Annotated in this window: 7 protein-coding genes; 5 read left to right on the top strand and 2 right to left on the bottom strand. The window is 64.2% G+C overall.

Annotation, left to right across the window (positions count from 1 at the left end):
• The first annotated feature begins 37 nt into the window (after positions 1-37).
• From F464_RS0122525 to F464_RS0122505, 5 genes are all read left to right on the top strand, one after another.
• Positions 38-2,515: a PAS domain S-box protein gene (locus F464_RS0122525; RefSeq protein WP_018992126.1), complete on the top strand. Its 2,478-nt coding sequence runs from the start codon at positions 38-40 to the stop codon at positions 2,513-2,515.
• Positions 2,512-3,147, top strand: coding sequence for a response regulator (locus F464_RS0122520; RefSeq protein WP_018992125.1), 636 nt, complete (start codon positions 2,512-2,514; stop codon positions 3,145-3,147). The genes F464_RS0122525 and F464_RS0122520 overlap by 4 nt, the downstream gene beginning before the upstream one ends.
• A 259-nt stretch (positions 3,148-3,406) precedes the next feature.
• On the top strand, positions 3,407-3,796 hold the full coding sequence (locus F464_RS29345; protein ID WP_198292321.1) for a response regulator: 390 nt from the start codon (positions 3,407-3,409) through the stop codon (positions 3,794-3,796).
• A gap of 30 nt (positions 3,797-3,826) precedes the next feature.
• The gene (locus tag F464_RS30065; protein ID WP_018992123.1) at positions 3,827-8,083 is read left to right on the top strand and encodes a PAS domain-containing protein; all 4,257 of its coding nucleotides are present in this window, start codon (positions 3,827-3,829) and stop codon (positions 8,081-8,083) included.
• Positions 8,080-9,327, top strand: coding sequence for an EAL domain-containing response regulator (locus tag F464_RS0122505; RefSeq protein WP_026296238.1), 1,248 nt, complete (start codon positions 8,080-8,082; stop codon positions 9,325-9,327). The genes F464_RS30065 and F464_RS0122505 overlap by 4 nt, the downstream gene beginning before the upstream one ends.
• Before the next feature lie 56 nt (positions 9,328-9,383).
• Here the strand turns inward: F464_RS0122505 and F464_RS29335 are convergent, their stop codons facing one another.
• Positions 9,384-10,637, bottom strand: a complete 1,254-nt coding sequence (locus tag F464_RS29335; protein ID WP_018992121.1) for a CaiB/BaiF CoA transferase family protein — start codon at positions 10,635-10,637, stop codon at positions 9,384-9,386.
• 16 nt (positions 10,638-10,653) lie between these two features.
• The gene (locus tag F464_RS29330; protein ID WP_018992120.1) at positions 10,654-13,062 is read right to left on the bottom strand and encodes a xanthine dehydrogenase family protein molybdopterin-binding subunit; all 2,409 of its coding nucleotides are present in this window, start codon (positions 13,060-13,062) and stop codon (positions 10,654-10,656) included.
• Positions 13,063-13,077: the final 15 nt, after the last annotated feature.

Here is a 13,077-nt window from a genome sequence, read left to right as displayed (position 1 = left end):
GATCAGGCCCACACTGCAGGCAAATCAAGAGGCAAGGGTGAAGAATTGGCCGTTCCACCGCTTCGTCTTTTTGCTGATCGCGACGATCGCCATCCCCCTGCTCACGTCCACAATCTATAGTTTCTTCCAGATCGCAGAGTCTCGACACGATGCTGCGCGGAGACTTGCTCTGGATATCGCGCGCGATTCAGCCTCGCGCGTGCACATTTTTCTCCAGGAGACCCTTGATCTCGCCACGACGATCGCGGGTCGTCCGCAAGTGCTTGCGATCGACCCGGACGGATGCGATCCGATACTCGGCGATCTTCTGATACTGCTTCCGAAGGTCGTCAATCTGTCAGTGATCGATAGGCAAGGGCTTTTTGTTTGTTCGGCACGCACCATCCCTCAAGGTGCGCCGCAACCGCAGCGGCATTCGGCATTCGATCGTGCACTCAAGGGCGAAAGTTCATTCAGCGAACCGATAATCGACGAACTTAGCAAACGCTGGATTATTGGCGCAGCGGTGCCGGTACGCGACATGAATGGGGGCGTCGCAGCCGTTCTGACGATTTCGATCGATCTGTCGGTTTTTCCCCGGTTTGTCGTCCCATCAACGGCTCCGCCGAACGCCGTCGTATTCATTACCGACGAGCATGGCAGGGTGGTCGCCCATTCCAGATATGGTGAGTCCTGGATCGGAAAGCAGATCGGAAACCATCCCTTGTGGCAGGCGCGCCTTTCCGCGCAAGGCGATACCATCGTCACGACGGGGCCGGACGGGAACCAGCGGGGATATGGGGTCGTACAGATTAATGACCAGGGCTGGCGCGCATTCGCGGGAATCCCCGCCGAGACCCTGTTCTCGGAGACCGACGCAGAGATCCGACTGCAAAGCGCAATCGCAGGGCTGGTTGTGCTTGTTCTTGGCCTGGGGACGGTAGTCCTGTTGCGGCGCATCGTCCAACCCCTGCGCGTGATCGCCAGCGGGCTCCATGAGATTGCTCACGGCAACCGGCACACTCGGCTGCCAGCAACGGGGCCGCGCGAATTCGACGAGTTCGCGCAGGCATTCAATGAGGCCCTCGATGCGCGTGAACAGGCCGAACTGCGGTTTCAGACCATTTTCGAACGGGCAGGGATCGGAATGGCCGTCTTTGATCCCTCCGACGGCCGGATCCTTCAGGCGAATCAGGCACTTGCCGACATGCTTGGTTACCCGCTCGAGCAACTGTCGCTTCTCGGGATCAAGGATGTCAGTGCCCCCCGGGCTGACGAGCGGCACGACGATCCTTGGCACCAACTCATGGCCGGAGAGCATTCGGGGTTTACGACGGAGACGCCCTACCTTCGAAAAGATGGCCGCGAACGCATCGGGTGGCTGACACTCACCCTCGTGCAGACAGCCGATTCCCGACCGAAATTCATCATCGGGATGCTGGAAGACATCACCGAGCAAAGGCGTGCCGAGGCCGCGGTGCGAGGGAGCGCGCGGCGCTATCAAGTATTCTTTGAACAGCGGATCTTCGGCGTCAAGGAAACAGATGTGGCGACCGGTCAGTTGCTACGCGTCAACCAGACTTTCTGTGATTTATTGGGCTACCGCGAAGCGGAGCTGCTCAATCTGGATATCCGGCAGATCACACATCCCGACGACCTCGCGCTCACGCTGGATCACCTGGAGCAACTCGCCACCGGAAAGAGCCTCGGATTCATGATTGAAAAGCGCTATCTGCGCAAGGACGGCGCCACAGTCTGGGCCAGCCTCTACGTTGTAGCACTGTGGGGCCCGGGCGAGCCGCCCGGGCGCTATATCTCTATCATCCACGACATCTCCGACCGCAAGCGCGCGGAGACTGCGATACGGGGGTACGCGAATGCGATGCGCCGCCTTTCGCTTGAACTGACGCAGGTCGAAGAGAGAGAGAGGCAGGCTTTGCACCGCGAACTGCACGATCAGGTCGGGGCCAACATGGCGGCGCTTCAAATCGAGCTCGAACTTATCCGGAGCGCGCTTCCGGAGTCGGAGCGGGAAAAGGCCGGAAAACGCCTCCAGGACGCCCGCCAATTGCTCCGCGATACGATGACGCAGATCCGCAACGTGATGAACGACCTGCGCCCCTCTGCCCTCGACGATTTCGGCCTGCCCGCTGCCCTGCGTAACTACGCACAGCTTCTCTCTGAACGGATGGGCATTCCCGTCGAAGTGAATGGACCGGACATCGAACCGCGTCCGTCGAGTGTTGTGGAAACCACGCTTTTCCGGATTGCTCAGGAAGCGCTGACCAATGCGGCGAAGTACTCCGGCGCCGATCGCATCCTCATCGACATCGTCGCGGGAACGGACACGATAACGCTGACTATCGCGGACGACGGCCGCGGGTTCGATGCGGACTCCGGGAAACCGCAGGGCGGCGGGTGGGGCCTGAAAACGATGCGGGAACGCGCCCAGGCGATTGATGCCGACCTCAGGATCGACTCGGCTCCGGGGCGCGGCACCCAGGTCGTGGCCAGCACGAGGCGAAATCCGGAATGAAGATTCGCGTATTCATCGCCGATGATCACGCCGTGATTCGAGACGGCCTGCGGGCGCTGCTCGAACCGTATTTCGACGTGGTCGGCTCGGCAGCCAACGGACGGGAGGCCGTGCGCCTGATTTCGGAGTGCAGCCCCGCTGTCGCCATCCTCGACATCGCGATGCCAGAGTTGAACGGGATCGAAGCCACACGCCTGCTGCGGCAAAAGCAGAGCGGGGTTCGCGTCGTCATTCTGTCGATGCATTGCAGCAGCGAACATGTCTTCCGCGCCTTCGAGGCCGGCGCCGATGGGTACCTCCTCAAGGAGTCGGCCAGCGACGAAATCGTGGCGGCAGTGCGAACCACTTACGCGGGGCGACGCTATCTGTGCCGCGAAATCGAAGCCCTCGCGCTCTCGCTGGGCGACAAGGCGCAGGGCACCAGCCCCCTTGCCAGCTTGAGCGCACGCGAACGGGAAGTGCTTCAACTCGTGGTCGAAGGCCGATCGAGTGCCGAGATCGGCCACCTTATATATCTCTCGCCGAAGACGGTCGAAACGTACCGGAGCCGGCTCATGAAGAAGCTCGGCATCGCAGACCTTCCTGCGCTGGTGCGCTTTGCGATTGAACACGGCCTGACGCCGCCCGCCTGACGCGGGTCGCCCCCCGCCCGGCAGTGGGTACCACAGCGCGATTGAAACGCGCAGCACTGCACGCGCGTTTAATCGTCCCGGACGGTCACGCAGACACATCTGCACGTGAAGCGCGCCGCCACGACACGACTGTCAAAACCTCCTGACAGACGGCGCACCGGCGTCCGCCTACGATTCACCTCATGACACTTCCAATCATGACCCGAACCCGCTGGGTTTCGGGCGCGGTGCGACCGCGATGGCAACCGAGAGCATGGGCATGTTGATCGTAGAGGACCAGGAGACCATGCGGCAAAAGCTGCGGGAATATCTCCAGGCGGAGTTCCCGGACCGCGTGATTCGTGAGGCGGCCTCGGGTTCGGAAGCGCTGGCGCGGTGCCGCGAAGTGGCTCCCCAGATCGTGCTGATGGATATCGGCTTGCCGGACATCGACGGCATTACCCTCACCGCCGAAATCAAGAGGATGCTGCCCGCCACCGCGATCGTTGTTGTGTCGAGCTACGCCGGGCCCGAGTATCCGCGGCGCGCCGCCAAAGCCGGTGCGGATGCCTATATCAACAAGATGGATATCACGCGCGCATTATTGCCGGCCGTCCTGGAAATCCTCGCAAGAGGCGGGCCTGCACCGCTGCCTCAGGACGGCTCCTGAGCGCAGCCCGATTGATCCTGACGAAAACCGATGAACATCAGTACAAACTTCATCCCTTTGGCCGACACCCGCCCCGCCGTCGAAGTGCGTGCTTTCCAGCGGGTGGTGCGATGGCTCGCGGCCTTGGCGATCGGGCTGGCGGTTTCGCTCGCCGCAAGCGCCGATACGGCCACTCCAGCGAAGCTGCGCGTCATCACCGATGACAATTACCCACCCTACCTGTTCCGCAAGGAAGATGGAACGGTCACCGGCTATCTCGTTGATTACTGGAAACTCTGGGAAAGCAAGACGGGCGTACCCGTGGCGCTGACCGCGACGCGGTGGAGTGAAGCGCAACGGAAGGTGCTCGCGGGGGAGGCTGACGTGATCGACATGATCTTCCGGACGCCCGCGCGTGAACCTCTCTACGACTTTTCGCCGCCGTACGCCGATCTGCCGGTCAATATCTACAGTCACCGTTCAATCTCCGGGATTGCCGATACTGACTCCCTCAAGGGCTTCCTTATCGGAGTCCAGGAGGGCGATGCCTGCGCGGAATTCCTTTCTCGGGCGGGTTTGACTCAACAGGCCCGCTACCGCGACTATGCCGCGCTGCTTGCCGCCGCGCAGCAGGCGGCGGTCAAGCTCTTCTGCCTTGACCAGTACCCGGCCAATTTCTACCTGAACAAGCTCGGGTTGGAGAAGGAGTTTCGTCGCTCTTTCACGCTGTATACCGGCCAATTCCGGCGCGCCGTTCCCAAGGGGAATCTGGCGACGCTGGCCCTGGTGGGACGGGGCATGGCCCTGATCAGTGAATCGGAACAGCAACAGCTCGCCGAAAAATGGTTCGGCCAGCCGGTGCCGGAGGCCAGCCTCGTCGACACGGAGCAACTCGTCACGATCCTCCTGGCGCTGGCGGGCGGCGCTGCGGCCGTGATCATCTGGGTCGCCATGCTGAGGCGGCAGGTGTCCGCCCGAACCGCGGAGCTTCGACAGGCCAATGCAATTCTGGAGGAGCGGCGGCAAGCCCTGCTGCGCAGCGAGGAACGCCTGATCACCAGCCAGGAGCAACTGCACATGGCCCTGCAGTCCGCCGGCGCCGGCACCTGGTTCTGGAATGTCGACACCGACGAGAGCGTGTGGTCCGAGGAAGTCTGGCGGCTTTACGGCATGGATAAGGAACACAGGCCCGGCAGCGTCGAGCTTTGGCGCGCCTGCATCGACCCGCGGGATCTACCCGCCGCTGAAAAGGCCCGGTCCGACGCGATGATGTCGCGCGGCGGTTTCGAGGCGACCTGGCGTGTGCGGCGCTCCGATTCCGATCGACAGCGCTGGCTGCTGGAACGCGGCAAGCCGATTTTCGATGAAGCCGATCGCTTGACGGGCTATATCGGCATCGTGGTCGACATCACCGCATCCAAGGAGGTCGAAGAATCGCGGCGCTCGCTGCTCAATCGCCTGGAACTCGCCACCAGGGCAGCGGATATCGGCATTTGGGTTTGGGACTTCGCGAGCAATGCGCTGACTTGGGATCGACGCATGCTCGACCTCTACCAGGTTCCGCAGGAGCTTGCCGAAACCGGCATCGACTACGAATTCTGGCGTTCGCGTTGCCATCCGGACGATCTCGCCGCAATGGAACTGGCCTTGGCCATCGCCAGGGACGGAGGAACGGCATTCGACACCGAGTTCCGCATCGTGCTGCCCTGCGGTACGGTACGTTACTTGCAGGCGGCTGCGCTCATCGAAAGGGATGCAGCCGGCAATCCGGTCCGCTTCGTGGGCATCAATCGTGACCTGACGGAGCAAAAGCAGACAGAACTTTCGCTGCGCAACAGCGAGGCCGAATTGCGCACCTTGTTCGATACGATCCCCGACCCCGTCTGGCTGAAGGATGCCAACGGCGTCTTCCTCGCCTGTAACCGTCGATTCGAACAGCTGTACGGCGCCCAAGCCGAGAATATTCTCGGGCGGACCGACGCCGATTTCGTCCCGGCGGACGAGGCGGCGTTCTTCCGGAGCAAGGATCTGGCGGCCTTGGCAGCCGGAAAACCGACCATGAATGAGGAAGAAATCCGCTTCGCCAGCGACGGCCATCGCAAACTGTGGCAAACGATCAAGACGCCGGTTTACGACGACTCAGGCAAGCCCATCGGCGTGCTGGGCATCGGCCGGGACATCACCGCGCTGCGCCGGAACGAGCAGGAACTGGAGGCGCATCGACAGAATCTCGAGGATTTGGTCAGACAGCGCACCAGCGAACTGGAGGCTCAAACGCGCTTCGTCCGCAGCGTGGTGGACAATATTCCCGGCATGGTGGGCTACTGGGACGACACATTGCATTGCCGCTTCGCAAACAAGGCCTACTTCGACTGGTTTGGTCGCTCCGAAGAAGAAATGCTCGGGTTGAGCATCCAAGAGGCCTTGGGCGACAAAGTATTCGAGAAGAACGAGCCCTGCATCCTTGGCGCCCTTCGCGGCGAGGCACAGACCTTCGAGCGGACAATCGTCAAACCTGACGGGAAGATCGGACACCTCTTGGGCCACTACCTGCCTGACGTGGTCGACGGCAAGGTCAAGGGGTTTGTGGCCCTCAAGAACGACGTTACATTCCTCAAAGAACATGAACTAAAGCTCGCCATGGCCAAAGAGCAGGCCGAAGCAGCCACGAAGGCCAAGAGCGTATTCCTCGCCAACATGAGCCATGAGATCCGCACCCCCATGAATGCGATCCTCGGCTACGCACACCTGCTCCTTCACTCTCCGCTGAGCGATGAACAGCGCGTGCGGGTGGAGCGGCTCGGCGCTGCGGGTGCCCACCTGCGGGAAATCATCGATGACATTCTCGATCTGTCCAAGATCGAATCCGGCAAGCTGATCCTCGAGTGCATCGATTTCCCCGTCCAGGCCCTCCTCGATGCCGTACGCTCCCTCATCGGCGAACAAGCTGGAGCGAAAGGACTCGCGATCGAGATCGATTGCGACAACATGCCAACCTGGCTGCGCGGCGATCCGACCCGCTTGCGCCAGGCCGTGCTCAATTTCGCCAGCAATGCGGTGAAATTCACCGAACGCGGCAAGATCGTCATGCGCGTCCGCCTGCTGCGTGGGGAGGGCACACAGGTCTTGATTCGCTTCGAGGTCACCGATACCGGCATCGGCATACCTGCCGACAAGCAGGCGTCGCTCTTCAAGGCCTTCGCACAGATCGACGTGTCGACGACGCGCCGTTACGGGGGCACCGGCCTCGGCCTCGCGATCACGCGGCATCTCGCCAAACTGATGAAGGGTGACGCCGGCGTCGACAGCGTGCCGGGCAGGGGCAGCACCTTCTGGTTCACCGCCTGGCTGGAGCGCGGAAGCCCCAGTCCTATGGCGCACCGGGTTGCCTGCGACGCCGAACAGGAACTGCGGCGGCGCCATTCCGGCAAAGCCGTCCTTCTGGCAGAAGACGACCCGGTGAACCAGGACATCGCACAAGCCCTGCTGGCGGAAAGCGGCCTGCGCATCGCCGTCGCGGAAAATGGACGCCAGGCGGTGGAGATGGCGGCGCACGAGGACTTTGCAGCCATCCTGATGGACGTGCAGATGCCCGAGATGGACGGCCTGACGGCTGCTCGCGCCATTCGCGAGTTCCCGGGGTACGTGTCCACGCCGATTCTGGCCATGACTGCCAACGCCTTCGCCGAGGATCGCAGCGCCTGCCTGGCCGCGGGCATGAACGACTTCATCGCAAAGCCGGTGGAGCCGGAGCTGCTCTACGACATCCTGCTGCGTTGGCTGTGCGCGGCGGATGACAAGGCGGCTTGCGGCGGAGAAGCGTGCGCAGCCGGCGTTGCGCGCTGTCTAGTCGGCCAGCCGGAGCCCGATGCGCCGCGCGCTGAACCGGTCGAAGAAGTCTGCCGCCCACGGGATGATGATGATGGCGTGCCTGCAGCCGAGGTCGACTTCGCCGTTCCGCTGCGGAACCTGCGCAACAACGCAGAAAAGGTTCGCCAGCTGATGGACCTTTTCCTTGCCTCGGCGCGTCGCGAATTGCCGCGGCTGGAGAGCGCCCTGGCCGAAGACGACTGGACCACGCTCCAATCTCTCGGCCATCAGCTGAAATCCGCGGCGGCCAGCCTGGGCATGTTGGGGCTTGGTGCGCTGTATGCCGAACTCGAACACTGTCGCGACGAGGGGGGCTTCAGGCGGGCTGCGGAGATCGTCGGCCAGATCGGCCCGATGCTCAATGGAATTGCGGCCCTGATCGAGAACGACCCACGCCTGAGGCCGAACCAAAACGAAAATTCGGGGGCATTCTCATGACAATGACAGAACTTCAAGTCCTGGTGCTCGACGACGATCCGACCGTGCGCGACATGACCGCGGCGATGCTGGAAGAACTCGGCGTGGCGAGCATCGTCACCGCGGCGGATGGCCGTGAGGGGCTGCAACTGCTGGATGCCGCATTGCCCCCGCCGAACATCCTGATCTGCGATCTCACGATGCCTGGGATGGACGGCATCGAATTTCTGCGCCATGTCGCGGCGCGCAGGTATCGCGGCGACGTGGTGCTGCTCTCGGGGGTTACGGCCGGGGTGCTCAAGGCGGCCGAGCGGCTCGCGGCCGCCCATGACCTCGACGTGCTTGGCGTGATGGAGAAGCCCGTCGAACTCGATCGATTGGCCGAGGTACTGTCCCGCGGTCGTCGGGGCGGTAAGCGGCGGGCCGCACGGGCCGACCTGCCGGCTTTGAGCGTGCTGGAATTGCGCGACGGGATCGGCAATGGCTGTGTCGAGCTCCATTATCAACCCAAGGTAAGCCTGCGCACCGGCCAGGTAGCGGGTGCGGAATGCCTGGCCCGCTGGCGCCATGCGGTGCATGGCCTGCTGCCGCCGTCCGCGTTCGTCGAAACGATCGAGCAGAACCATCTGATCGATGCGTTCACCGTCGAGGTGTTCCGGCTGGCGGTCGCCCAGCAGCGCGTCTGGCTGGATCTGGGCATCTCGCTGAAAGTCAGCGTCAACCTGTCGATGAACAACCTGCTGCGCGTGGATCTCCCCGAGATCCTGTTGGCGATGACGGAGGCGGCCGGCGTTTCGCCGCAGGGCATCGTGCTGGAATTGACGGAAAGCCGGCTGGTGTCCGATCTCAGATTGAGCCTGGAAGTGCTGATCCGGCTGCGCCTCATGGGGTTCGGCCTGTCGATCGACGACTTCGGCACCGGTTTTTCGAGCATGGAGGTGCTCAAGCAGTTGCCGTTCAGCGAACTCAAGATCGATCGCGCTTTCGTCAATGGCGCAGACGCCGACCCAGCCGCCCGGGCGATCCTGAAGTCGAGCGCCAACCTCGGCGCCACGCTCGAGATGAACGTGGTGGCCGAAGGCGTCGAGACGCAATCCGACTGGAATGCCGTGGCCGACGTCGGCTGCGACGAAGTCCAGGGATATTTCGTGGCGCGTCCGCTGGCGGCGGATGCCTTGCGAGACTGGTTGGCGAAACGGGAGGCAGCGGGTGTCCGTGCTGGCAGCTTGAGCCCGACCTCAGCTCTATCGCCGGCGCGCCCCTGATCGACCGGTGGCAGGCACTCCCGCCGCCGCCGCGAATTCGGTGCATTCGCCTTTGTTCATCGGACGCGTTTGCGGCGCGCTTCGCGCCGGCGGGTCATGTCGGCGACGTCCGCGACCAGGCCTTCGCCGATCAGGGCGTCAACGTCGCCCTTCGCATAACCCAGTTCCCCGAGTATCTCGCGCGTGTGTTCGCCCTGCATGGGCGGGTGGCGGGTGATTTCGCAGGGGGTGCCGTAGAAGCGGATCGGGACGCCGGTGAGGTCGAGGCGGCCGAGCACGGGGTGCTCGACCGGGACGATCATGCGGTTGTGCAGGATCTGCGGATCCTTGACGACGTCTTCGACCTCGTTGATCGGGGCGGTGAGGACGTCGGCGGCGATGAGTTTGTCGACGAGTTCGGCGCGGTCGAACTGGCACGTGCGCTCGGCCATGACGCGGTCGAGTTCGTCTTCGTTGGCGAGGCGGGCGTGGATGTCGTGGAAGCGCGGGTCGGTGTCCCAGTCGGTGCCGAGCGCGCGGCAGACCTTGGCGAAGAACTTTTCGCCCGGCGTGGTGATGACCACGTGCTTGCCGTCCTTCGTCGGATAGACGCCGGAGGGGGCGAAATACAGGCTGCGGTTGCCGGTGCGCTTGGGGCGGTCGCCAGTGGTGAGCCAGGTGCCGATGGAGCTGGCCTGCGCGTGCATCAGCGCGTCGAGCAGCGACACCTCGATGCGTTGGCCTTCGCCAGTGAGTTCGCGCGCGCGCAGGGCGGCGAGCGCCGCATTGCTGACAAGCAGCGAGGTCATGACGTCCACTGCGGGGAAGCCGGTGCGCACGGGCTCCCCCTGCGGGTCGCCGTTGAGCGTGAGAACCCCGGTGTAGCCTTGCGCGAGGAAGTCGATGCCGGGGCGGCCGGCGTAGGGGCCGTCGGCGCCGAAGGCGGTGACGCGGATCCAGATGATGTCCGGTTTGTGCTTCTTCACCTGCTCGTAGTCGAGGCCGAGCTTCGACAGGGCCGGCTCGCGGATGTTGGTGACGAGGATGTCGGCGCTGGCCGCGATGCGGGCGAAGATTGCCTGAGCCTCTTCGCGCTGCAGGTCGAGCACCAGGTCGCGCTTGCTGCGATTGAGGCTCAGGTAGGGGCCGCGCTCCTCGCCGCGCTTCGGGCCGAGGTGGCGGCTTTCGTCGCCGTAGTGGGATTCGATCTTGATGACGTCGGCCCCGAGGTCGCCGAGCAGCGTCGCCGCGTAGGGGCCCGCGAGCATGGTCGAGAGGTCGAGGACGCGCAGGCCGGCGAGGGGGCCCTGGCTAAGGTCGGGTCGGGACATTCTGGAGGGTTTCCTGTCAGGCTTTATCGTGCAGCAGTTGCCACAGCCGGCGCGGCGAGGCGGGGGTTTCCCGGCATTCGAGGCCCAGTGGGGCGAGGGCGTCGTTGATTGCGCACAGCAGCGCGGCGGGGGTGGTGTGGATCGCGCCTTCGCCGCATCCCTTGGCACCGAGCGGAGCAATCGGGGAGGGGGTGACGAGGTGATCCTTTACCGTCATCGGCACTTCATGGATCGAGGGCACGAGGTAGTCGACGAAGGTGCTCACGAGCGGTTGGCATTGGGCGTCGTAGACGTATTCCTCGTAGAGGGCGGCCCCGACGCCTTGCGCGACGCCGCCTTGCAGCTGGCCTTCCACGGAAGCGGGATTGAGGCGGGTGCCGCAGTCGTCGACGATGTAGTAGCCGAGGATCGCGACCTGCCCGGTGTCCCGGTCGATCTCGACCTGGACGACGTGGGTTGCGGCGGCGGCGGTGAGATAGCTGCGGCAGCGGCCCTGGTCGTCCGGCAGGTTGCGGTTCGGCGATACCCACACGAAGCTCGCTTCCGGACAGGGCTCGACACCGGGGGGTAGAAGGTCGCTGCGCGAAAGCATCAGGCCCGCTACTTCGGCGATGGACATGCCGTGCGCCGGAGCCCCCTTCATTTGCAGGCGGCCGTTGAGGAGTTCGATCTGCTCGGGGTCGGTCTGCATGACATGGGCGACGACGCGGCAGAAAATTCCGCGGAGCTTTTCGCAGGCACCGAGGATCGCGCCGGTCACCGCGACGCCGAGGCGACTGCCGCCCTGGCCGAAGTGGGGCAGGGCGACGTCGGTGGAGGCGGTGGTGACTTTGACCGTGTTCATCTCCACGCCGAGGTAGTCGGCGACGACCTGGGCGGCGACGGTGAATTGTCCCTGACCCTGGAGATTGAAGCCGACGGCGACGGTGACGCCGCCGAAGACATCGATGCCGACCTTGACGCCCTCCGGGACGCCGACCCCCGGTACGCCCACTGTTGCGTAGGCGTTCCAGTCGAACACGCCCGGTTCGACGGTGCTCACCACCCCGATGCCGACCAGACGGCCCTCGGTGCGGGCCTTCGCCTGGGATTGGCGCAGCGATTTGTAGTCCGCGAGTTCGAGGACGCGGTCGAGCACCCCCGCGTAGTTGCCGCTGTCGTATTCGTTGCCGCTCGGGACCGTATAGGGAAACTGCTCGGGCCCGATGTAGTTGCGGCGGCGCAGTTCCGCCGGGTCGAGCGCGAGTTCGCGCGCGGCGACGTCCATCAGCGATTCGAGGACCAGGTTGTGCGGCGGAGGACCGTAGCCGCGGTAGGGGTAGGTGGGCGCGCGATTGGTTGCGACGAGGGTGAGGTCGTAGAAGGCTGCCTCGATGCGGTAGTTGCCCGTGAAGGCGGCGAGCGGCTTGGCGGCCGAGATGGTGCCGTAGCCTTCGGCGCCCGCGCCCTGATCGTCGACGAGGCGCACCTTGAAGCCGGTCACGGTGCCGTCGGCCTTCAGCGCGATCGCGGCGTCGTAGTAACGGTCCCAGGACTGCCCCCCACCGGCGAGCAGGTATTCCATGCGGTCTTCGATGTACTTGACCGGGCGCCCGTCGGTCTTGCGCGACAGCAATGCCGCGATGTCGGTGCCGCGCGGCCCGCCCTTGCCGCCGAAGCCCCCGCCTTGGGCATGGCTGATGATCTTGACCTTGTTCGCCGGCAGGCGCAGCGAGGCGGCGCGGCCGATGCCCATGAAGCGCGGGGTCTGATAGGCGCCGCGACAGGTGAGGCTGTTGTCCGCGAGGTCCCACTGGCAGATGCAGCCGAAGGTCTCGGTGGGGTTGGCGCCGACGCGGTTCCAGCGGAATTGCCGGCTGACGATGCGGTCGGCTTCGGCAAAAACGCGATCAACCTCGCCCCAAGTGTAGGTGCGGCTCTGGATGACGTTGGTGGCGCGATTCTCGAACACGAGGGGCGCGCCGGGCGCCATCGCCTCGTCGGGATTGCAGACGGGGTCGAGCAAATCGTACTCGACCTGGACCAGTTCGAGCGCATCTTCCGCGATGTAGCGGCTGGTGGCGGCGACGGCGACGACCGGTTCGCCGACGAATCGGACCTTGCCAACAGCGAGGCAATAGTTGCCCCATCCTTCCGGAGCCGTGAAACAGGGGTCGCACCAGCGCTCGACGTCCTCGCCGGTCAGCACCGCCTCGACGCCGGGGAGTGCGAGCGCAGCGCTGACGTCGATGCCGGTAATGCGGGCGTGCGGATGCGGGCTGCGCAGGATCGCGCAGTGCAGCATCCCGGGCAGGGACAGGTTGTCGATGAACTCGACGGTGCCGGAGACGAGTGCGGGGTCTTCGATGCGGTTGACGGCCTTGCCGATGAAACGCGTGGCGCTGGTCGGCAGCTGATCGGTGCGGGTGGGGATGTCGATCGCCATGAGGGGAGGTTCGTG

Origin of the sequence: Aromatoleum toluclasticum ATCC 700605 (assembly GCF_000378245.1) — a bacterium.
Taxonomy (GTDB): Bacteria; Pseudomonadota; Gammaproteobacteria; order Burkholderiales; family Rhodocyclaceae; genus Aromatoleum; species Aromatoleum toluclasticum.
The sequence above is the reverse complement of the archived record's forward strand: the minus strand, read 5'-3'. Positions and strand labels throughout refer to the sequence as shown.

What these genes read in the sequence shown, in the direction of transcription:
- F464_RS0122520 (WP_018992125.1), top strand. Translation starts at nt 2,512, where the DNA reads ATGAAGATTCGCGTATTCATCGCCGATGATCACGCCGTGATTCGAGAC.
- F464_RS29345 (WP_198292321.1), top strand. Translation starts at nt 3,407, where the DNA reads ATGTTGATCGTAGAGGACCAGGAGACCATGCGGCAAAAGCTGCGGGAA.
- F464_RS30065 (WP_018992123.1), top strand. Translation starts at nt 3,827, where the DNA reads ATGAACATCAGTACAAACTTCATCCCTTTGGCCGACACCCGCCCCGCC.
- F464_RS0122505 (WP_026296238.1), top strand. Translation starts at nt 8,080, where the DNA reads ATGACAATGACAGAACTTCAAGTCCTGGTGCTCGACGACGATCCGACC.
- F464_RS29335 (WP_018992121.1), bottom strand. Translation starts at nt 10,637, where the DNA reads ATGTCCCGACCCGACCTTAGCCAGGGCCCCCTCGCCGGCCTGCGCGTC.
- F464_RS29330 (WP_018992120.1), bottom strand. Translation starts at nt 13,062, where the DNA reads ATGGCGATCGACATCCCCACCCGCACCGATCAGCTGCCGACCAGCGCC.